Here is a 22,409-nt window from a genome sequence, read left to right on the forward strand (position 1 = left end):
GGTGTCGACGCTTCGTGAAGGCCGTCTACACAAAGTGGGCGCCGGTCCGACGATAGAATCCGTGCCTTACTGAACATCATCTTTGAGGCCGATGCTGCCACCTTCCACCGAGCCATCCGCCACGAAGGGCGACGTTACCGTCGAATTCGCCGCGGGGTTGACCCAGGACCAGCTGCGCCAGGCGCAGAAGATGGACGCCATCGGCAAGCTTACCGGCGGCGTGGCCCACGACTTCAACAACCTGCTCCAGGTCATCAGCGGCAACCTCCAGTTGCTCGCTGCCGACGTGGCTGGAAATCCGCGCGCCGAGCGGCGCCTCGCCAATGCCATGGCCGGTGTGACCCGTGGCTCGAAGCTCGCCGCCCAGCTGCTGGCCTTCGGGCGCCGGCAGCCCCTGGCGCCCAAGGTGGTGAACATCGGCCGTTTCGTGCGCGAGATGGACGACCTGCTGCGCCGCACGCTCGGTGAAGAGATCGAAGTGGAAACCGTCATCGCGGGCGGCTTGTGGAACACGCTGGTGGACATCAGCAATGTGGAAAACGCGCTGCTGAACCTCGCCATCAATGCCCGCGACGCGATGGAAGGCCGGGGCAGGCTGACCATCGAGGCCGGCAACGCCTTGCTCGATTCGGCTTACGCTTCGGCGCATGGCGACCTCCGGCCGGGCCAGTACGTGATGATCGCGGTCACCGATACCGGAACCGGCATCCCGCCGGAGATCATCGACCAGGTATTCGAGCCGTTCTTCACGACGAAACCCGAAGGGCAGGGCACGGGTCTGGGCCTTTCCATGGTCTATGGCTTCGTGAAGCAGTCGGGCGGCCATGTGAAGATCTACAGCGAGCCCGGGCATGGCACGACGGTGAAGCTCTACCTGCCGCGATCGACGCAGAGCGAAGACCGGATCGTGGACGTCGAGAATGAAGACCTCCGTGGCGGCGACGAGACCGTGCTGGTGGTGGAAGACGACGACGCCGTGCGCGACACCGTGGTGAGCATGCTCAGCGACCTCGGGTACCGGGTGCTGAAGGCGCGCGACGCGGCCAGCGCGCTGTCGATCATCGAGAGCGGCATCGCCATCGACGTGCTGTTCACCGATGTGGTGATGCCTGGCTCGCTGCGCAGCCCGGAATTGGCCCGCAAGGCCGTGGAACGGCAGCCGGGCATCGCCGTGCTCTTCACCTCCGGCTATACCGAAAACGCCATCGTGCATGGCGGTCGCCTGGACGAGGGTGTGGAGCTCCTGAGCAAGCCGTATACACGCGACCAGCTCGCTCGCCGCATTCGCCATGTGCTTGCGGAGAAAGAGAGGAAGGCCGCCAATGTCTTGGCCGCGGTTCCGGGCCCGCCTGCAGCGCGCCCGCTGCGAGTGCTGGTGGTGGAAGACGACACGCTGATCCGCATGTCGATCAGCGAGATGCTGGAAAGCCGGGGCCATGTGGCCTTCGAAGCCGCGGACGGCAAGGAGGCCCTTCGCCTGCATGAAGCGCAGGAAATAGACGTGCTCCTTGCCGATGTGGGCCTGCCCGGCATGAACGGTGTCGAGGTGGCCGCGAAGTTGCGGGAAGCGCAGCCCGGTCTGCCTGTGCTCTACGCCACCGGCGATCACACGGCGAACGGCGTGCAGCGCGACGAACGCACGGAGGTCATCGTGAAGCCGTACGGCGTCGCCGACCTGATGCACGCGATAGGGCGCATCGCCGGTCGTTGAAGACCGGCGATAGCGCACCGCGTCACGGGAGCATGTGCCCACCCGTGACGCCATAAGTTTCGCCGGTGATGAAGCTGGCTTCCTGGCTGGCCAGCAACACGTACACCGGCGCGCATTCCACCGGCTGGCCGGGACGGCCCAGCGGCACGTTCTTCCCGAACTCCACCACCTTTTCCTGCGGCTGGCCGCCGCTCGGCTGCAACGGCGTCCAGACCGGGCCTGGAGCCACGGCGTTCACCCGGATGCCTTTTTCGGCAACCTGCTTCGCCAGCGATTTCGTGAACGCCACGATGGCCGCCTTGGTGGGGGCGTAGTCCAGCAGGATGTCCGATGGCTCGTACGCCTGGATCGAGGCCGTATTCACGATAGCGGCGCCCGGGGGCATGTGCGCCAGAGCCGCCTTGCTCAGCCAGAACAGCGCGAAGACATTGGTGCGGAAGGTCGCCTCGAACGACTCGCTGTCCAGTTCGTCGATGGACTTGGCGAACTGCTGGCGCCCCGCGACGTTGGCGAGGATGTCCAGTCCGCCCAGTTCCTTCACCGCCCTGGCCACCAGTTCATTGCAGAACGCTTCGTCCTTCAGATCGCCGGGAATGCCGACGATCTTGCGGCCTTCGCCCTTGAGCAAGGCGATGACCTCATCGGCATCCTTCTGCTCGGACGGAAGGTAATTGATCACCACGTCGGCGCCTTCGCGCGCAAAGGCGATCGCGGCCGCGCGGCCGATACCGGAGTCGCCGCCGGTCACCAGCGCCTTGCGGCCCTTCAGGCGGCCGTTGCCGCGATAGCTCGTTTCGCCGTGGTCGGGCTTCGGCACCATCTCCTTCGCCAGGCCGGGTGCCGGCTGCGGCTGCTTGGCGAATTCGGGCTGAGGATACTGCGTGCGCGGATCGCGCATGGCATAGGGGTCTTTCTCGACGGCATTGGCCATGGGGAGTTCTCGCGTGGGGGGAGGAGGCCTTCCTGTTTACGAAGGGGCGCGTCCATGCGCCGTCCACGTCATGTCACGTCGGGGAAGCGCTGCGATCATCTTCCGTGGCGGGCACGGGTATGCTCGGAGGTTCTTGCCGAAGCCAGGGCCGCTCCCTTGACCGCACACCGCCTCGTTCTCGTCGCTGCGCTCTGTCTCGTTCCGGCACTCGCCAACGCCTCCGTGTCCGTCGATACCCCTCGTGTGGAACATGCGGATGCGCCGACCTACGTCGACGTGGCCCGGCCACGCTTTTCATGGATCGTGCACGACGACGCGAACGGCACGCGGCAGACCGGCTATCGGATCGCCGTGTCGCGACGCGGCACCATCGTCTGGGACAGCGGATGGGTCGACAGTGCGCGTTCGTTCGACATCGCGTACGGCGGCCCCGCCTTGCTGCCCGGCGAACGCTACGAATGGCGGGCAGACGTGCGAACCTCCGCAGGCGAGGCCGCCACGTCGTCCCGCTTCGACACCGCGCTCGACGCCGGTGGATGGTCGGCGGCGCGCTGGATAGGCAAGGGAGACGACTCACTGCCGGCACCGATCTTGCGGAAGTCCTTCCGCGTGGACGACACGGTGACGCGTGCCATGCTCTACGTCACGGCCGGCGGCTACGCCGATATGTCGATCGACGGAAAGCCGGTAAGCGACGCGGTGCTGTCGCCGGGCTTCACCGATTACGACAAGCGTGTCGAAGTGATGGGCACCGAAGTGAAACTCGATACCGGCGAGCACGTGCTGGCGGCAGAACTCGGGCGCGGCTTCTATGGGCTCACCAACCGCGACGTGTGGCATTGGGAGCGCGCGCCATGGCATGGACGGCCGCGAGTGCGCGCGTTGTTGCGCATCGAATATGCGAACGGCCGCGTCCAGACGATCGGCACCGACACCAGTTGGCGCGTGGCGGAAGGGCCGACGCGCCGCGACGACCTCTACGGCGGCGAAACCTACGATGCGCGATTCGCGAACCCGCAGGTGTGGAAAGCGGCCAGCGAACTTCCCGCTCCCCGTGGCAGCCTGGTGGCGCAGACCGAGCAGCCGATCCGCGTGGTGGCGTCGTTCGCGCCCGTGGCGGTGACCGAACCGCGGCCGGGCGTCTACGTGTTCGCCTTCCCGCGGGTCATTGCCGGGTGGGCGACGTTCGATGTGGATGGTCCGGCGGGCAGCACGATCGTGGCCCGGTATGGCGAGAAGCTGTTGCCCGACGGCACGGTGGACGCACGCGACGAGCATCACTACTTCAAGGATGGATTCCAGACGGACAGGCTCACCTTGGCGGGGCGCCCGCTGCGCTGGCACCCCCGTTTCTCGTACAAGGGCTTCCGCTACGTGCAAGTGGAAGGCTGGCCGGGCGGGAAACCGTCGCCGGCAGCGGTGACGGCGCAGGCGGTGCATACCGATGTGGCCGTCACGGGGCGCTTCGAGAGTTCCAACGCGCTACTCGACTGGATCCATGCGGCCGCCGTGGACACCATGCTCAACAACCTGCACGGCATTCCGACCGACACGCCGATGTACGAAAAGAACGGTTGGACGGGCGACGGCATGCTCGGCGCGGACATGTTCCTTCGCAACTTCGACGCCGGACGTCTGTTCGCCAAATGGCTGCGCGATATTTCCGACGCACGCAATGCCGAAGGCGCCCCGCTGCTGATCGCCCCGAACCCCGGTTGGGGCGATGTCCGCGCCCCCACCTGGCATTCCGCCTATGTGTTCATTCCCTGGTCGTTGTGGATGGCGACGGGCGACAGGCAACCCATGGAGGAACACATCGCCGGCATCGACCGCTACGTGGCCATGGAGGATGCACGCTCGCCCGGCGGCATCGCCGATACGGAACTCGGCGACTGGGTAAGCCCGGAGACGGACCCCGCCGGCGAAAACGCACCCGAGGACAAACACGTGGCCGCCACTGCGTACCTGTACGGCATGGAGCGCCGCACGGCCGACATGTTGCGGCTCACGGGCAACGCCGGGCGCGCAGCGTGGTTCGACAAGCGTGCGGACGCCGTGCGCGAGGCATTCAATGCGTGCTTCCTCGATCGCGAAGCGGGCCGTTATCGCGGCGAAGGCGACAAGGGTTACAGACAGGCGCACAACTTGCTGGCGCTCGCCTTCGGCCTCGTGCCGGACGAGCTGAGGAGCAAGGTGGCTGCGGGCGTCGCGGCGGATGTGAAGGCGCGGGGCGATCACCTGGACACGGGTGCGCTGGCGACGAAGATCATCCTTCCGGTGCTGACCGCCACCGGCCACGCGGCTGAGGCGTGGGCCGTGGCAACGCAGACGACATTCCCCAGCTGGGGGTTCTGGCGCGCCAACGGTGCCACCAGCCTCTGGGAGCACTGGAAACTGGCTTCGCGGTCGCGGGGGCATTATTTTCTCGGCACGGTCGATGACTGGCTGTACGGCGATGTGGCGGGGCTCCGTCCTCTGGAGCCCGGTTGGCGCCGTTTCGAGGTGCGTCCGGCCTTCACGTCCTTCCTCGACCACGCCTCGGCCGCCGTCATGACGCCGTATGGCGAAGCGTCGGTGGCATGGCGGAGAGCGGCCGGGAGGGTGAGGGCGGACGTTATCGTTCCGGTAGGCGCCGAGGCCACGGTCACTCTGCCAGGCCTGCCGACGAGGATCCTGGGCGCGGGGCGGCACACGCTCTTCACGCCGTGAAACGGGGCTTCGTAAAGTCTTGCTGATCGCTGCCGATACAGTCACACGGGGGCAACACGAGGGTGACGGTAATGTCGGCTGTAACGAATTGGTTCGGCCGCACGCGGCTCAATACGCGTGTGTGGATGGTCATGACTGTGGTCGTGCTGGGCCTGGTGGCACAGACGGTCATGTCCGGCGTGGAAAGCCGCCGGATGCAGATGCAGCGGCTTCAAGAGTCGCTGGCGCAGCACGTGGCGGCGGCGGTGGCCATTGCCGACAGTTACCGCGTGCGAGCCGAAAAAGGCGAAATGAGCGTGGACAAGGCAAAGGCCGAGGCGTTCCAGCATATCGAATCGATGCGCTGGGACGACGGCTCGGGCTATGTCTTCGCGTTCGATTCCGATTTGCGCATGCGCGTCCACCCGCTGCGCCATAGCGATATCGGCAAGGACATCCGCAACGATGTCGACGGCAAGGGCTTTCACCATTACGAAGCCATGATGGTTGCGGACACAAAAGACGGCCATGGCATGACGCGTTACACGCAGATCATGCCGAAGACAAAAGAGCTGCGCGACAAGATCAGCTACTCCGTCTGGTACAAGCCCTGGGACCTGCACTTCGCCTCCGGCGCGTACTTCCAGGAGATCGACGCCAGCTTCGAAGCGCAGTTGAAGTCGAACCTCCTGAAGTCGGGCCTCATCGCCCTGCTGGCGCTCTTCATCGTGTGGTTTTCGATGAGCAGCATTCGCGCCACGCTGGGTGGCGAGCCGCGCGATGCCATGGCGATCGCCAGCCGCATCGCCGGGGGCGACCTGCGCGCGGACGCCTCGGCGGCCCATGCATCCGAAAGCGTGCTGGGTTCGCTCGAGCGCATGCGCGCCACGCTGGCATCCATCGTTACCGAAGTGCAGGAGGGTGCGCACGTCGTCTCCACCACGTCGGGCGAGATCGCACGCGGTAACGACGATCTGTCGCAGCGCACGCAGGAACAGGCCTCCAGTCTCGAGGAAACGGCGGCGTCGATGGAAGAAATGACCGCTACCGTCCGCCAGAACGCGGACAACGCCCTGGCGGCCGACCGCTTGTCGCGGCATGCGCGCGGGGAAGCGGAAAAGGGTGGCGCCGTGGTCGCGCAGGCCATGGACGCCATGCAGCAGATCGGCGATTCCAGCCGGCGCATCGGCGACATCGTGGGGCTCATCGACGACATCGCCTTCCAGACCAACCTGCTCGCGCTCAACGCGGCGGTGGAGGCGGCACGCGCCGGAGAGCAGGGCCGCGGGTTCGCCGTGGTGGCGGCGGAAGTTCGCCGGTTGGCGCAGTCCAGCGCCGCCGCGTCGCGGGAAATCAAGGGGCTCATCCACGAAAGCGGCGAGCGTGTCGAAGCCGGCACCGCGCTGGTTCAGCAGTCGTCGCTTGCGCTGCGCGACATCGTCGACAGCGTCAAGAAGGTGACCGACATCGTCGCGGAAATCGCTGCAGCCAGTGCGGAACAATCGTCGGGCGTGGATCAGGTCAACCTCGCCATCGCACAGATCGACCAGGTCACGCAGGAAAACGCGGCCCTCGTCGAGGAAGCCGCGGCGGCCGCGAAGTCGATGCAGGACCAGGCGGCGTCCCTGCACAACCAGGTGGCGTTCTTCACCGTGGACGACAACGGGAAGGTACGGCAGGCACGCACGGAGTCCGAGCGCACCACGCACGACCTGAAGTTCGGTCAGCGTTCCGTCGATACCGGCAAGGCCGCAAACGCTGACGCCTGGGCTGAATTTGCCTAAGAGGCCTTGATCGGCCGCCGGCAACGCCTGTTCGTTGCCGGTCGACGCATCGCTCTCCACCCCGGTTTCACGATGGCGTGGTCACCCTAGGCGGATACGGGAAAGCCCGTCGTTCGCCTGGGAGGCCATCGTGAGGCGCGCAAGGAGACACCATCCGGCCACGTTGTTCACGGCGTTCGTTTTCGCGCTGGTCGGTGCTGCGACGTTGCTGGGCGGCATCAAGCTGGTGAATCTTGGCGGCTCGGCCTACTACCTCGTCGCCGGTGCCGCCACGCTTGTGGTCGCCGCGCTGCTGCTGTTCCGCGTGCGCGCGGCTGTGCCCATCTATGGCCTGTTCCTGATCGCCACGTCGGCGTGGTCGGTCTGGGAGGTGCGGCTCGACTGGTGGCAGTTGCTGCCCCGTCTCGATGTCTGGTTCGCACTCGGGCTGTGGCTGCTCCTGCCCTGGCCAAGGCGCGGACTCCATCGCGACAGCCTGTACGAGACGTCACGGGGAACGGGAGGCGGGTTCCTCGCTTTCTCGCTGCTCGTGGTGGCGGTTGTCGGCGTGGCCGGCGCCTTGCATCCGGAACCCGATCTGGCCGGCGAACTGCCGATGACCGAGGTGTCCGGTGCACAAGGCGACAGGTCGTGGCAGCCGGATGCCGACTGGACCGATTACGGCGGTTCGGCGTATGGGCAACGCTATTCGCCGCTCAAGCAGATCACCCCCGCCAACGTCGGGCAGTTGCAGGTGGCATGGACGTTCCGCACCGGCGACATGCCGGGTCCGGACGATCCGACGGAAATCACCCTGGAAAACACGCCGCTCAAGATCGGCGACACCGTGTACCTGTGCACGCCGCACAGCAAGGTGATTGCACTGGACGCGGCAACGGGCCAGAAACGGTGGGAATTCGATCCCAGGATCCAGAGCCCGGTGGGATTCAAGCACTGGGAGCACATGACCTGCCGCGGTGTTTCGTATCACGACGACGCGAAGTACGCCGATGCAACGATTCCCGCGCCGGCCACGACGAGTGGCGCGCCTGCCGCGGCGTCCACGGCATCCCTGCCGGCACCGGCGTCCGTGTCCGCGATCTGTCCCCGGCGGATATTCATTCCCACCGCCGATGCGCGCCTGATCGCCCTCAACGCCGATTCCGGCCAGCCCTGCGACGACTTCGGCGACCACGGTACCGTGGATCTCCGCGCGAACCTGGGGCCCTTCACGCCCGGCGGTTACTACTCGACCTCACCACCGGCGATCACGAAGAATCTTGTCATCATCAGCGGTCACGTTACCGACAACGAATCCACGAACGAACCATCGGGCGTCGTCCGCGCCTTCGACGTGCACGACGGCCACCTCGTCTGGAATTGGGATCCGGGCAATCCCGACGCCACCGAACCCATCGCGCCCGGCGGCACCTACACGCGCAACGCGCCGAATGTCTGGTCGCTGTTCAGCGTCGACGAAGACCTTGGCATGGTGTACCTGCCGATGGGCAACCAGACGCCCGACCAGTATGCCGCGGGCCGCACGCCAGCTTCCGAAAAATACGGCGCGGGCATCGTGGCGCTCGACATCGCCACCGGCAAGGTCAGGTGGAACTACCAGTTCACGCACCACGACCTCTGGGACATGGACATCGGCGGACAGCCGACCTTGATGGATATGCAGACGGCAGACGGCATGAAGCCGGCGCTGCTCGCTTCCACCAAGCAGGGCAGCATCTACGTGCTCGACCGCCGGGATGGCACGCCGATCGTTCCCATTCGCGAGGTTCCGCGTCCGCAGGGCGCGGTGCCCGGCGACCATACGGCGCCCACGCAGCCGATGTCGGACCTGAATTTCGCACCCTCCGACCTGCGCGAGAAAGACATGTGGGGCACCACGCCGCTCGACCAGCTCTGGTGCCGCGTGCGCTTCCGCTCCCTGCGCTACGACGGCATGTTCACGCCGCCGTCGGAGCAGGGCTCGCTGGTGTTCCCCGGCAACTTCGGTGTCTTCGACTGGGGCGGCATCTCGGTCGATCCGGCACGCCAGCTCATGCTCCTCAATCCGAGCTACATGGCATTCCAGTCCCGTCTCATTCCGAAGGAAAAACTGGCGCAGATGGAACTCGGGCCGGCCAAGAGCGAGACCGAAGGCGTGAAGATGGCCAAGGGCATTCCCTATGCCATCGAGCTGAAGGCGTTCCTCTCGCCGCTGGGTATTCCGTGCCAGGCGCCCCCGTGGGGCTATGTGGCCGGCGTCGACCTGCGTACGGGCAAGACGATGTGGCGGCACAAGAACGGCACCATCGTCGACAGCGCGCCGCTGCCCATTCCGATGCCCCTCGGTGTGCCGAGCATGGGCGGCATGGTGACCACGGCCGGCGGCGTCACCTTCCTTTCCGGGACGCTCGACAATTACATCCGCGGCTACGACGTACGCACGGGGCGCAAGCTCTGGGAAGCCCGGCTACCCGCAGGCGGCCAGGCCACACCGATGACCTATGCCGACCGCTCCGGACGCCAGTACGTGCTGGTGAGCGCGGGTGGCCATGGCTCGCTCGGCACGAAGCTGGGCGATTGGGTGGTGGTGTATGCGTTGCCTAAATGACCGGCGCGCGTGCCGCGCGCGTCGGTTCGGGTAGCAACGCCGCCAGCAATCCGATCGCGGGCAGGAACGAGCAGATCGAATACACGGCCTCGATGCCGATGTGGTCGGCCAGTTCGCCCAGTACCGCCGCGCCGAGGCCGCCCATGCCGAACGAGAAGCCGAAGAACAGGCCCGAGATCATGCCGACCTTGCCCGGCACCAGCTCTTGCGCGAACACCACGATCGCGGGAAACGCCGAGGCCAGGATCAGGCCGATGGCGATGGCGAGCGGTGCCGTCCAGAAGAGGTTGGCGTGCGGCAGCAGCAGCGTGAACGGCAGCGCGCCCATGATGGAAAACCAGATGACGCGCTTGCGCCCGATACGGTCGCCCAACGGCCCGCCGAGGATCGTGCCGACGGCCACCGCGCCCAGGAACGCGAACAGGTAGTACTGCGCACTCTCTACCGACACACCGAAGCGATGGATCAGGTAGAAGGTGAAATAACTCGTGAGGCTCGCGAGGTACACGTACTTGGAGAAGATGAGCGCAAGCAGCACGGCGATACCGCGCCGCGCTTCGGCGCTGGCGGGCGCGGCGTGCTGCCGGGCACCGGCGCCGATCTTCATGCGCGGCAACCCGTGGTGGCGGTACCACTGGCTCACATTCCACAACACCGCGCACGACAGCAGGGCAAGCAGTGCGAAGAACGCGAGGCTCGACTGGCCCCAGCGAACGACCACGAGTGCCGCGGCCAACGGGCCCAGCGCCTGGCCGGCATTGCCGCCCACCTGGAACAGCGATTGCGCGAGCCCGTGCCGCCCACCCGCGGCCATGCGTGCCACGCGCGATGATTCCGGATGGAATACGGAAGAACCCATGCCGAGCAGCGCCGCGCCCAGCAGCAGGATCGGATACGCGTGCGCCCTGGAGAGCACCAATAGCCCGAGCAGCGAGAACAGCGTGCCGGCAGGGAGCGCCAGTGGCGTCGGACGCCGGTCTGCGTAAAGGCCGATCAGCGGCTGCAGGATCGATGCGGTGATCTGGTAGGTGAGGGTGATGAGCCCGATCTGGCCGAAGTCCAGCTGGAAGTCCGATTTCAGGCCGGGATAGATCGCCGGAAGGAGCGACTGCATCATGTCGTTGAGCAGGTGGCAGAAACTGATCGCGAAGATCACGCCGAAGACGGTCGTGTCTGCGCGACGGCCGTCCAGCGCCGCGTCGACGGGGGCTTGCATGGGGCATTCCTGGGGTACGGGGACTGCCTATGAGAACACGCGACCGCCGGCGGAGCCAGTGACCTTACGCGTTCGAGCAACTGGCGCGGATGATGGACTCGATCACATCGGCGGGCGGCAGGCCGACCTCGACGCGCAGGGCCTCCTCTTCCGAGGGTTCCTCCAACGTCGCGAGCTGGCTGTCGAGCAGGGTGGGATCGAAGAAATGACCCGCGCGCCGGGCAAGACGTTCGGCCAGCAGTTCCCGTGCGCCGCGCAGGTAGACGAAGCGCACGTCGTCGTGGCCGGCTCGCAAGATATCGCGATAGCTTCGCTTCAAAGCGGAGCATGCGATCACCAGCGACTCCCCGGCGGCCCGATGCCTGTCCATCTCGGCAACGATGGCCGCGAGCCAGGGCTGCCGGTCGGTGTCGTCGAGCGGGATGCCGCGCGCCATCTTTTCGCGATTCGCCTGCGGATGCAGGCTGTCTCCGTCGACGAAGGCTTGCCCGAGCCGCGTGGCCAGGCCTTCGCCGATCGTGCTCTTGCCGCTGCCGGACACGCCCATGACGATGGTGATCATGGCCGGATGATGCCATCCGGCGTGAAGCGTGAACAGTGAACCGTGAGCGGTGAGCGGTAGCGCACTTGTGGAACGCTAGCGGTGGACTTACGGTTCGCTCTTTACGGTTCACTGTTCACTCTTTACTGTTCACGCGACCATGCTCATCGACCTGCGAAGCGACACCGTCACCCAACCCACCGACGCCATGCGCGAGGCGATGCTGCGCGCTCCGGTGGGCGACGACGTCTACGGCGAAGATCCTACCGTCAACGCCTTGCAGGAACGCCTGGCGGCCGACCTGGGCTTCGCCGCCGCATTGTTCGTCCCCACCGGCACGCAGAGCAACTTGCTGGCCCTCATGAGCCACTGCGAGCGCGGCGACGAATACATCGTCGGTGCGGATGCGCACACGTATCGCTTCGAAGGTGGTGGCGCGGCGGTGCTCGGTTCGATCCAGCCCCAGCCGATCGCGCAGGAAGCCGACGGAACGCTTCCCCTCGACAAGGTCGAAGCGTCCATCAAGCCCGACGATCCGCATTTCGCGCGCACGCGGTTGCTCGCACTGGAAAATACCTGGCATGGCCGCCCCTTGCCGTTTGCGTACCTTGCGGAAGCGCGCGCGCTGGCCACGCGGCGCGGGTTGGGTTTTCATCTCGACGGGGCGCGGTTGTACAACGCCGCGATCGCCTATGGCCGCCCGGCTCGCGATGTGGCGGCGTCTTTCGACAGCGTGTCGGTCTGCCTGTCGAAAGGGCTCGGCGCGCCGGTCGGTTCGGTGTTGCTGGGCAGTGCCGCGTTGATCGATCGCGCCCGGCGCTGGCGCAAGGTGGCCGGCGGGGGCTGGCGCCAGGCGGGGATGCTGGCCGCGGCAGCGATGCACGCGCTCGACCACCACGTGGCGCGACTGGCCGACGATCATGCGCGGGCCGCCCGCCTCGCGGAAGGTCTGCGCCGCGTCGACGGACTTATCGTCAAGGGCTGCCATACGAACATGGTTTTCGTGGATGTGCCGGCGGCGCGACTGAAGGACCTCGCCGCGCACATGGCAGCACATGGCGTGCGGCTCAGCATCGGTTACCTGCCGTCGATCCGTCTGGTGACGCACCTGGACATAGACGACGCCGCGATCGAGCGCACCATCGACGCATTCGCGTCGTTCGCCTATTGAAGACGTGCGGGAGCCGCTTCAGCGGCGAAGAGCCAACAAGGCGACGAAGCCTTGTCCGCGATCTCTACCGTTCAGGACGCGGCGCCATCAACTTCCGCTGCAGCGAATAGAGGATGGCCGCATCCGTCGCGTCGAGCGGGGCATCGCTTTCCATCGCGCGGTAATGCCGATGGAAAGCGGCGATGGCCGCACGCGGCTCGGAGACGTCGTAGCCGACCAGGCGCATGGCGGCCAGGCTGTCGAAGGCCGGCGGCGCGGGGATCAGCACCGGATCGGGCCAAAGGCCGAAGCCGTAGCTGGCGAGCGTGGCCCAGGGAAACAGCGCGCTGGGATCGGTCTTGCGCCCCGGCGCGATGTCGCCGTGTCCGACCACGGCCTCGCGCGGGATACCCAGGCGCGAGGTGAGGTCGGCCAGGAGTTTCACCAGCGACTGGATCTGCGGCTGGGTAAAGGGCGATTCGCCGTCGTTGTCGATCTCGATGCCTATCGACGAGGAATTGAGGTCGGTCATGCCGGCCCAGCGGGATGCGCCGGCATGCCACGCGCGGTCGCCGTCGTCCACCAGCTGGTCGATGTGGCCGTCGGCCTCGACGAGGTAATGCGCGCTGACCTGGCCCTCGCTGTTGCTCGTGCGGAGCACGCGCAACGATTCCTTCGCGTTGCCGATCGACGTGTGGTGCAGCACGATGATCTGCGCCTTGCGGGCGTTGTAGTTGGGCGAAGGCACCCATTGGGCGAGGGCGCTGCGCTCCGGCCGAACGCGCGGAGAGCCGGCGCAGCCCGCGAGGACGGCGATCGCCGCCAGGGCGAAAGCAGACCCGAGGAGGCGCCGATGCGCGAGCGGCAGTGTCATTCGACGCGGAAATCGCTGCTGGTGATGACCCATGCGATCTCGTCGCCGGCGTCGCCAGTGTCTTCGCGAGAGGCCACCACGATCTGGAGGTCGATGCAGTCATGGCCCTCGGTGAGCCATTCGGTTTTCTCCAGCGCCATGCCGCTTGCCTTCAGGGCGTTCCTGAGCGCGGGCATGTCGGTGTCGAGGAGCTCGATGCCCTCGTGTGCGAGCTTGCCACCCAGCACCTCGATGTCGCAGAGCTTGTCGTCGAGGAAGCGCAGGCGAAGCCATTCGGCGCCGTCGCCGTCGGTGTATTCGTCTTCGTCGTCCCACATGGATTCGCCGGCGTTCGGCGCCTTGTGGTTGAGTTCCTGTCGCAGCCGTGCTCGCGGCATGCCGAAGAAGATGTCTGTCTTGCCGCAACGAATGCCCCGACCGGGGACCAGCTCGCATTGTTCCATGGCGTACCTCGTCAGATGGCGCGGAAGACCCGCTCATGAAGCATGAAGGTAGAAGGATGCGACGGACCAGCCGGTTCCGTCCACCTCGGTTCAGGGTTTATGGTCACGGCCGAGGTAGGCCTCGCTCTGCATTTCGATGAGCCGGGATTCGGTGCGGCCGAATTCCGCGCGCAACTTCGTGCCGTCGTACAGCTCGGTAATCGGCGCGGCGGCGGACACCACCAGCTTCACGCTCCTGTCGTAGAACTCGTCCACCAGGAGGACGAAACGCCTGGCCTCGTTCTCCGTGTAGATGGTGAACTGCGGCACGTTGGAAAGGATCGCCATCGGGTAAGCCTTCGCCAGTTCGATGTAATCGGCGACGGCGCGCGGGCCCTCGCACAACGCCGCGAAATCGAACCACACGATGTTGTCCGCTCGCTTGCGCACGGGCACGTCGCGCCCTTGCAAGTGGATCGTGCCGCCTTCCACGATCGTGCCCTGGGCCTGGTCGGCGAAGATTCGGGCAAGTGAACGCTCCGATTCGGCACCCGGCGGCACGAGGTACACGGGCGCCTGGCTCAGCGCGCGCAGTCGCCAATCCCTGGGCGAGACCATCTCGTGCACCACGCAGTGCCTTTCGATGGCGGCGATGGCAGGCAGGAAACGGGCTCGCTGGAGGCCGTCCTTGTACAGGCCGGGTGGCGCCGTGTTGGATGTCGTGACGAGGCTGACGCCCCGTGCGAAGAGGCCGTCCAGAAGACCGGCAAGGATCATTGCGTCGCCGATGTCGGATACGAGGAACTCGTCGAGGCACAGCACGCGGCATTTCGCGGCAAGCCGCTCGGCGACCTCGTCGAGGGGATTCTGCCGGTCGCCCAGTTCCCGCAGCGTGGCGTGCACCTCCAGCATGAAGCGATGGAAGTGGCGGCGCAGGGCGAGGCCGGGCGAGAGGCTGGACACGAAGAGATCCATGAGGAACGTCTTGCCCCGTCCCACGCTGCCCCAAAGGTACAGCCCGGGCACAACCTTGCGCGGTTCGTTCCCCAGCATGGTACGCAGACGGCCGAACAGGCCGCCGTTACCCGGCTGCGGCGAGCACAAGGCCGCGTGCAGGCGATCGAATTCCGCGATCACCGGAAGCTGGGCGGGATCGGATTCCCAGCGATGCCCGGCGATGCCGTCCCGGTAGCGTTCGCCGGGGGTCGCTTCCGTGCAGGTCATGCGTCGCGTGGCCCTGGCAGCCAGTCTTTCACCGCGTTCTTGATGACGCCGCGCAGGTCCATCAGGCGGCGGTGGAAAAAGTGGCTGGTTTCTTCCATCTTCACGAACTGCGGGCGATTGGCTTCCGGCAGGCTGTCCACCCAGTCGTAGACGGCCTGCGGTTCGACGATCTCGTCCGCGTCGCCCATGACCACGAGCCAGGGGCACGCCGGCAGGTCGATCCGGGAGAAATCCCAGCTGCGTCCGGCCGCGGGCGGCGCGATGCTGATGAGGGCGTCGGCGCCGAGGCGTACCGCGTTGAGCAGGGTCACGTAGCTGCCGAAGGAGAACCCGGCGAGCCAGAGGGCCGCGCCAGGCCGTGACTTGCGAACCCACGCGACAACGGCCGCGAGGTCATCGCTCTCGCCCTTGCCGTGATCGAAGCTGCCTTCCGAACGGCCGACGCTGCGGAAATTGAAGATGACGGTATCGAGCCCGGACTCGCGCAGCGAGCGCTCGATCATCGTCACCACCTTGTTGTGCATGCTGCCGCCTTCGGTGGAAAGCGGATGGCAGATCACGGCGACGGCATCGCGGGCGATGTCGTGCGAGGCGGGCTTCGCTTCGCATTCCAGCTTGCCCGCCGGGCCGGCGAGCGCGAAGCTGGCGTTCTCGGCCGGAAACCGTTCCGGCGCTGCAGGTAGTAGATCGCTCATGCCCGCCATGATACCCGCTGACCGCATGCCCCGCGGCGGAGACGCGCCGTGAACGTGCTGGCCCATGCCTACCTGGCCGGGGGCGATGCCGAACTCAGGCTCGGCGGCGTGCTGGGCGATTTCGTCCACGGTACGCCCGATCCGGCCTTGCCGCCGCGCGTTCGCGAGGGAATCCATCTGCACCGGGCCATCGACACGTTCACCGACGCCCATCCCGAGGTGCGCGCGGCGCGCGAGCGCATGCAGCCCCCGTTCCGTCGCTATGCCGGCATCCTGCTGGACGTGTGGTTCGACCACCTGCTGGCCCGCGATTTCGCGGCCTGGAGCGACATGCCGCTCGATGCGTTCTCGCGAAGCCTGCGCGCGGAACTGCACGCCGCGGAGGCCATCCTCCCGGACGGCCTGAAGCGCTTCCTCTCTTATATGGATCGACACGACCTGCCGGCCGGCTATGCCAACGTCGAGCGCGTGGCCGGCGCCTTCGCGGGGCTATCGCAGCGACTCTCGCGGGCCAATCCCGTGGCCGACGGGGTGCCTGTCCTGCAGGCGCAGGCGGCCGAACTCGAAAGAACTTTCGCGAACTTCTTCCCCGACCTCCGCCGCTTCGCGGAAGCCCGCATCGCGGGCATGTGAGGCGCTGGGTGCCTGCCTTCGCAGGCACGACGGTGGGTGGGAATCTCTCCCGCGTTGTAGGAGCGCGTTGCTCTCTGTGGGAGCCGGCTCTGCCGGCGATCCCGCGGCAGCGGGCCAGCTTGCCGCGAGCACCCCATCGCCGCTGAAGCGGCTCCCACACAAAGCGAAGCGGCCGCCACAGGAGCGCGATGCGACAGTCCCGCAGCGCCCCACCTACCGTCGTGCCTGCGAAAGCAGGCACCCAGCGCCCCGGTCGGCAAGAGACGAAAGCACCTCATCGGCTCTTGCTTCGGCCCTCCCACCAAGAACCCGCACCGTCGGCTACTGGCTCCCAAGCCACGACACAGGCGCCGATGCGAGGCCGAAGGCGAGCCCACCCTACGAAGCGAACCCCACAGGAATTCCGTACACCGAAGCCACGCTGCATTCCGCGAAGAACAAAAAGCCGCGACATGATCGCGGCTTTTTGGGAGAAGCGAGGGAACAATTACTTGGTCTGGTCGACCATCCACTTCACCGTGTTGCCCACCTGCTCGTCGGTCAGCGCCGGGTTGCCGCCCTTCGCCGGCATGTGGTTGCCGTCGGGGCCGGTGTAGCCCTCGATGGCGTGCTTGGTGAGGGTGGCAATGCCCTGGGCGATGCGGCCGCCCCAGGCGCCCTTGTCGCCGAGCTTCGGCGCGCCTGCCACGCCGGCCGTGTGGCAGCTGTGGCAGAGGTTGTCGTAGATGGTCTTGCCGTCGGTGCTGCCGCCGTAGGCCACCTGCGACGCGGCTGCCTTGGCGGCGGCTTCCTGGGCGGCCAGCATGGCGGCGCGGCCCGTGTCACCGGCATAGACGCCGCCCACGGGAGCGATGCGGGCCTCGGTGCGCTTGGCCACCGCAGGGTCCTGCTCCTTGGGAATGTTGCTGTAGATGGCATACGCGATGACCATCAGGACGAGGGCCAGGACACTGAGGCCGGCGGTCAGCCATGAGAACTGACGCATGAAGTTCTGGTCGGACTTGCTCGGAGAACCGCTCACGCATTGACTCCACTGATTTTGGGTGTGCCGTCCCCCTCCCCGGGATCCGGCGTGCCTGCCGGCCGCAATGGCGGCGTCGAACCCAGGGAGTATAACGGAACCTCCGCGGGAGTCAGCGGTCCCCTTCCGGATGCCCGCGGGGGCGGGGTCGATACATGCCGTCAGTCATGGCACACCCCTGTCAACCGGCATTGTTCAATGCCGTTCCCCTACACCTATATTGGCGCCGTCTATCATTCACGTTTTGGGGGTATAAACCCCCGTGGCACACGGCGTATCGGGCGGAACCGTGAGTCGTCCGGCTATTCATCCTGGGAGTGTTGCATGTCGCGTTTTTGGAAGATCGCGCTGGCGGTCATCGTGGTTCTGGTGATAGCAGGCATTTTCATCGTTCCCCGCCTGGGTCACCACGGCACCGATGCCAATGCACAGGGCAAGGCCAACGGCGAGGGGCAGGGCGACCAGCCGCCGGTGCCGGTCACCGTGGTCCCCGTCGTCTCGCAGGACGTGCCGGTGTACCTCGTCGCCACCGGTACCGCGCAGGCCCGCAATTCGGTGGTCGTGCGCCCGCAGGTGGGCGGCCAGCTCATGAAGCTGAACTTCCAGGAAGGCCAGGAAGTGAAGGCTGGCACGGTGCTCGCGGAAATCGATCCGCGCACCATTCAGTCGCAGTACGACCAGGCCACGGCGAAACTGCGCCAGGACCAGGCCGCCGCCGCCACCGCGAAGAACAACCTCGAGCGTTCGCAGAACCTGGTGAGCAAGGGTGGCCAGCAGTACGTGTCCAAGCAGGACCTCGACAACCTGAAGAACACGCTCGACCAGGCCAACGCCACCGTCGTGGCCGACCAGGCCTCGATTCGCGCCTCGCAGGTGCAACTGGGCTTCACCAAGGTCGTCGCACCGATCGACGGCCTCGCCGGCATTCGCGCCGTGGACGTGGGCAATATCGTCTCCACCACCGATTCGATCGTCACCCTCACCGAGGTCCACCCGATCTACGTGTCGTTCAACCTGCCCGAGAAGAACCTCGACCTGGTCCGCAGCTCCATGCGCGACGACCCGTCCACGGCCCTGGAAGTGGACGCACTCGATCGCGTCGATGCGCACGTGGTGGCCACCGGCCGCCTCGACGTCATCGACAACACCATCGACACGACGACCGGCACCTTCCGCCTGCGTGCGCTCTTCGACAACCAGAAGACCGAACTCTGGCCGGGCCAGTTCGTGAACGCACGCGTGCGCGTGCGCACGGTGAAGGGCGGCCTTGTGGTGCCCGCGCAGGCGGTGCAGCGCGGCCCCGACGGCGACTACGTGTACCTCGTGCAGGGCGACAACACGGTCAAGATGCAGCCGGTGGAAACCGCCAGCGAAGTCGGCGACAGCCACGTGCTGCTCAGCAAGGGCGTGAAGCTCGGCGAGAAGGTGGTCACCGAAGGCCAGTTCCGCCTCAAGCCGGGTTCGAAGGTACAGCCGCTGGCGCCGGGCCAGGTGCCGGCCGCGCCGACCGCTGAGGAACTGCAGAAGGCGTCGGCGAAGAAGGGCCGCCAGGGCGGACGTCGCGGCGGCTGACAGCGCGCGGCGCGCCCATGACGGGCGCGCCGACCATGGACCGCTTCGGTCCCGATACCAGGAACACACCGTGGGTTTCTCGACACTCTTCATCCGCCGGCCCATCGCCACGTCACTCCTCATGGTGGCGGTGCTGCTGCTCGGCATCCTCGGCTACCGCCAGCTGCCGGTATCGGCGCTGCCGGAGATCGACGCGCCGAGCCTGGTGGTCACCACGCAGTACCCCGGTGCGAGCGCCACGACGATGGCCGCACTGGTCACGACGCCGCTGGAGCGGAATTTCGGCCAGATTTCCGGCCTCAACATGATGAGCTCCGACTCGTCGGCCGGCCTGTCGACGATCATCCTGCAGTTCAACATGGACCGCGACATCGACATCGCGGCGCAGGACGTGCAGGCCGCGATCAACCAGGCGCGCGGCACGCTGCCCAACAACCTCCCTTATCCGCCGGTGTACAACCGCGTGAACCCGGCCGACGCGCCGATCATGACGTTGATGCTCACCTCGGACACGCGCCCGCTGCGCGACGTGAACAACTTCGCCGACTCCATCCTGGCGCAGAAGCTCTCCCAGGTGCAGGGCGTGGGCCTCGTCTCCATCGCCGGCAACGTGCGCCCGGCCGTGCGCATCCAGATAAACCCGGCGCAGCTGGCGAACCTCGGCCTCACCATGGAAGACGTGCGCAGCGCGCTCACCCAGGCCAACGTCAACGCTCCCAAGGGCACGCTGAACGGCAAGACGCAGTCGTACAGCATCGGCACGAACGACCAGCTCGTCGATGCCGCCGAGTACAAGGGCACCATCATCAGCTACAAGAACGGCGCACCGGTGCGCCTGTCCGACGTGGCGAACGTGATCGACGGCGTGGAGAACGACCAGCTGGCCGCATGGGCCAACGGCAAGCCTGCCGTGCTGCTCGACATCCGCCGCCAGCCGGGCGCGAACATCGTGCAGACGGTGCAGCAAATCCGCGAGACCATTCCGGATCTGCAGAAGGTGCTGCCTGCCGACGTGCACCTGAAGGTGTTCTCCGATCGCACCATCACCATTCGCGCCTCGGTGGAGGACGTGCAGTTCACGCTCATCCTCACCATCTGCCTCGTGGTGGCGGTGATCTTCGTCTTCCTGCGCCGCTTGTGGGCCACGGTGATCCCGTCGGTGGCGGTGCCGCTGTCGCTGATGGGCACCTTTGGCGTCATGGCCTTCGCGGGCATGTCGCTGGACAACCTTTCGCTCATGGCGCTCGCGGTGGCCACCGGCTTCGTGGTCGACGACGCCATCGTGATGATCGAGAACATCGTCCGCTATATCGAGCAGGGCCAGGACGCAAAGACGGCCGCCGAGGTTGGCGCGAAGGAAATCGGTTTCACGGTGCTGTCGCTGACCGTGTCGCTGATCGCCGTGTTCCTGCCGCTGCTGCTGATGCCGGGCGTCACCGGGCGACTGTTCCATGAATTCGCCTGGGTGCTGACGATCGCCGTCGCGATCTCCATGCTCGTGTCGCTGACGCTCACGCCGATGATGTGCGCGTACCTGCTGAAGGCCGACCAGCTTCCCGACGCCGAGGACGCGCACGAACATGCCGCCGCCGCGGGCAAGCACACCACGTGGTCGCGCATCGTGGAAGGCTACGGCCGCAGCCTGGACTGGGTGCTCGACCACCGCCCGCTCACCATGATCGTCGCGGGCCTCACCGTGGCACTGACGGTCGTGCTTTACATCGTGATCCCCAAGGGTCTGCTGCCCGAGCAGGACACCGGTCTCATCACCGCCGTGGTGCAGGCCGACCAGAACGTGGCGTTCCCGCAGATGGAGCAGCGTACGAAGGCGGTGGCCGACGCACTGGCCAAGGACCCGGCGGTATCCGGCGTCGCAGCCTTCATCGGTGCCGGCTCCATCAATCCCACCTTGAACCAGGGCCAGATCTCGCTGGTGCTCAAGGACCGCGGCGATCGCGACGGTCTCGACGAGGTGCTGCCGCGCCTGCAGCGCGCGGTGGCGAACGTGGCCGGTGTGGCGCTGTATCTGAAACCCGTGCAGGACGTGACGCTGGATAGCCAGGTATCGGCCACCGAATACCAGTACTCGATGTCGGACGTGAACTCGAGCGAGCTCTCCGGTTACGCGCAGCAGATGACCTCGGCACTCCGCAAGCGGCCCGAACTGGCCGACGTGGACAACAACCTCGCCGACAAGGGCAACGCGTTGAAGCTCACCATCGACCGCGACAGTGCCAGCCGCCTCGGCGTGCCGGTGCAGACGATCGACGACACGCTCTACGACGCGTACGGCCAGCGCCAGATCTCCACCATCTTCACCCAGCTGAACCAGTACCGCGTGGTGCTGGAGGTGTCGCCGGAGTATCGCAACAGCACCGATCTGCTGAACAAGCTCACCGTGCGCGGCAACGGCAACGGCGCGCTCACGGGTTCCAACGCCACCAGCTTCGGCCAGCTCGCCTCGAGCAACTCGGCGACCCCGGCGGGCATCGGCAATACAGGCAACGTGGGCTTCCAGGTCGGTGCCGGCGGCACGATTCCGCTGGCTGCGCTGGCTAGCGCCCAGGTCACGAGCGCGCCGCTGGTGGTCAGCCACCTGCAGCAGCTGCCCTCGGTGACGATTTCGTTCAACCTCGCACCCGGGTACTCGCTGTCGAGCGCGGTGGACGCCATCCACGAAGTGGAGAAGGAGCTGAACTTCCCGCCGCAGGTGCGCGGCCAGTTCATCGGCAAGGCTGCCGAGTTCTCCTCGTCGGTGGGCGACGAGGTGCTGCTGCTCCTCGCGTCGATCATCGTCATCTATATCGTGCTGGGCGTGCTCTACGAGAGCTACATCCATCCGCTGACGATCATCTCCACGCTTCCCCCCGCTGGCGTGGGTGCGTTGCTGGCGCTGCTCCTCTGCGGCATGAGCCTCTCCGTGGACGGCATCGTGGGCATCGTGTTGCTGATCGGTATCGTGAAGAAGAACGCGATCATGATGATCGACTTCGCCATCGAGGCGAAGCGCACGGGCATGAATGCCGCGGATGCCATCCGCCGCGCCTGTCTGCTGCGCTTCCGGCCGATCATGATGACCACGGCGGCGGCCCTGCTCGGCGCCCTGCCTCTGGCCCTGGGCAACGGCATCGGCTCGGAGCTGCGCAAGCCGCTGGGTGTCTCGATCGTGGGCGGTCTGCTGCTTTCGCAGCTGGTGACCCTCTACACCACGCCGGTGATCTACCTGTACATGGAGCGGTTCTCCGACTGGCTGGCCGAGCGCAAGCGACGACGCGCCCTGGCGCACGACGCCCACCCCCAAGCCGCGGGCTGATGGCGCCCACGCGGGGGGCAAAGCAACCACCCATTCGCCGGACGGTT

The 22,409-nt window shown here is 66.5% G+C and carries 16 protein-coding genes; 8 read left to right on the plus strand and 8 right to left on the minus strand.

The annotated features are described in order from the left end of the window. Positions 1-91: 91 nt before the first annotated feature. Positions 92-1,711, plus strand: a complete 1,620-nt coding sequence (locus tag FHS47_RS16420; RefSeq protein WP_167030563.1) for a response regulator — start codon at positions 92-94, stop codon at positions 1,709-1,711. A gap of 22 nt (positions 1,712-1,733) precedes the next feature. On the opposite strand, the gene FHS47_RS16425 is transcribed toward FHS47_RS16420, so the two are convergent. Then, a complete protein-coding gene (locus FHS47_RS16425; RefSeq protein WP_167030566.1) occupies positions 1,734-2,642 on the minus strand; it encodes an SDR family oxidoreductase in 909 nt (302 codons plus the stop codon). Between the two features lie 156 nt (positions 2,643-2,798). Between FHS47_RS16425 and FHS47_RS16430 the strand changes: the two genes are divergently transcribed. From FHS47_RS16430 to FHS47_RS16440, 3 genes are all read left to right on the plus strand, one after another. Then, positions 2,799-5,351, plus strand: coding sequence for an alpha-L-rhamnosidase (locus FHS47_RS16430; RefSeq protein ID WP_167030569.1), 2,553 nt, complete (start codon positions 2,799-2,801; stop codon positions 5,349-5,351). Positions 5,352-5,422: 71 nt separating this feature from the next. Next, complete coding sequence (locus tag FHS47_RS16435) at positions 5,423-7,114, plus strand: methyl-accepting chemotaxis protein (RefSeq protein ID WP_167030572.1); 1,692 nt, start codon at positions 5,423-5,425, stop codon at positions 7,112-7,114. Positions 7,115-7,244: 130 nt separating this feature from the next. After that, positions 7,245-9,701: a glucose/quinate/shikimate family membrane-bound PQQ-dependent dehydrogenase gene (locus tag FHS47_RS16440; protein WP_167030575.1), complete on the plus strand. Its 2,457-nt coding sequence runs from the start codon at positions 7,245-7,247 to the stop codon at positions 9,699-9,701. Here the strand turns inward: FHS47_RS16440 and FHS47_RS16445 are convergent. Beyond that, positions 9,694-10,917, minus strand: a complete 1,224-nt coding sequence (locus tag FHS47_RS16445) for an MFS transporter (RefSeq protein ID WP_167030578.1) — start codon at positions 10,915-10,917, stop codon at positions 9,694-9,696. The genes FHS47_RS16440 and FHS47_RS16445 overlap by 8 nt on opposite strands. A 64-nt stretch (positions 10,918-10,981) precedes the next feature. Beyond that, positions 10,982-11,479: a gluconokinase gene (locus tag FHS47_RS16450; RefSeq protein WP_167030581.1), complete on the minus strand. Its 498-nt coding sequence runs from the start codon at positions 11,477-11,479 to the stop codon at positions 10,982-10,984. A 139-nt stretch (positions 11,480-11,618) separates the two neighbouring features. Between FHS47_RS16450 and ltaE the strand changes: the two genes are divergently transcribed. Continuing rightward, positions 11,619-12,629, plus strand: coding sequence for a low-specificity L-threonine aldolase (ltaE, locus tag FHS47_RS16455; RefSeq protein WP_167030584.1), 1,011 nt, complete (start codon positions 11,619-11,621; stop codon positions 12,627-12,629). A gap of 64 nt (positions 12,630-12,693) precedes the next feature. Here ltaE and FHS47_RS16460 read toward each other — a convergent pair whose 3' ends face one another. The 4 genes from FHS47_RS16460 to FHS47_RS16475 form a co-directional block, all read right to left on the minus strand. Continuing rightward, on the minus strand, positions 12,694-13,482 hold the full coding sequence (locus FHS47_RS16460) for an N-acetylmuramoyl-L-alanine amidase (RefSeq protein WP_167030587.1): 789 nt from the start codon (positions 13,480-13,482) through the stop codon (positions 12,694-12,696). Continuing rightward, positions 13,479-13,925 (minus strand): hypothetical protein, encoded by a 447-nt coding sequence (locus FHS47_RS16465; RefSeq protein WP_167030590.1) that lies wholly within the window; start codon positions 13,923-13,925, stop codon positions 13,479-13,481. The genes FHS47_RS16460 and FHS47_RS16465 overlap by 4 nt, the downstream gene beginning before the upstream one ends. Before the next feature lie 90 nt (positions 13,926-14,015). Continuing rightward, positions 14,016-15,128: a cell division protein ZapE gene (gene zapE / locus FHS47_RS16470; protein ID WP_167030593.1), complete on the minus strand. Its 1,113-nt coding sequence runs from the start codon at positions 15,126-15,128 to the stop codon at positions 14,016-14,018. Beyond that, entirely contained in the window at positions 15,125-15,823 is a 699-nt protein-coding gene (locus FHS47_RS16475; protein WP_167030596.1) for an alpha/beta hydrolase, read from the minus strand. The genes zapE and FHS47_RS16475 overlap by 4 nt, the downstream gene beginning before the upstream one ends. Positions 15,824-15,871: 48 nt before the next feature. On the opposite strand from FHS47_RS16475, the gene FHS47_RS16480 reads away from it, so the two are divergent. Beyond that, on the plus strand, positions 15,872-16,456 hold the full coding sequence (locus FHS47_RS16480) for an ACP phosphodiesterase (protein WP_167030599.1): 585 nt from the start codon (positions 15,872-15,874) through the stop codon (positions 16,454-16,456). Between the two features lie 487 nt (positions 16,457-16,943). Here FHS47_RS16480 and FHS47_RS16485 read toward each other — a convergent pair whose 3' ends face one another. Next, positions 16,944-17,441 (minus strand): c-type cytochrome, encoded by a 498-nt coding sequence (locus FHS47_RS16485; protein WP_167032278.1) that lies wholly within the window; start codon positions 17,439-17,441, stop codon positions 16,944-16,946. A gap of 360 nt (positions 17,442-17,801) precedes the next feature. Between FHS47_RS16485 and FHS47_RS16490 the strand changes: the two genes are divergently transcribed. After that, positions 17,802-19,049 carry an efflux RND transporter periplasmic adaptor subunit gene (locus FHS47_RS16490; protein WP_167030602.1) on the plus strand — a complete coding sequence of 416 codons (1,248 nt, stop codon included), beginning with the start codon at positions 17,802-17,804 and terminating at the stop codon, positions 19,047-19,049. Between the two features lie 70 nt (positions 19,050-19,119). Then, positions 19,120-22,362 carry an efflux RND transporter permease subunit gene (locus FHS47_RS16495; RefSeq protein ID WP_167030605.1) on the plus strand — a complete coding sequence of 1,081 codons (3,243 nt, stop codon included), beginning with the start codon at positions 19,120-19,122 and terminating at the stop codon, positions 22,360-22,362. Positions 22,363-22,409 lie beyond the last annotated feature (47 nt).

Origin of the sequence: Luteibacter sp. SG786 (genome assembly GCF_011759605.1) — a bacterium.
Lineage (GTDB): Bacteria > Pseudomonadota > Gammaproteobacteria > Xanthomonadales > Rhodanobacteraceae > Luteibacter.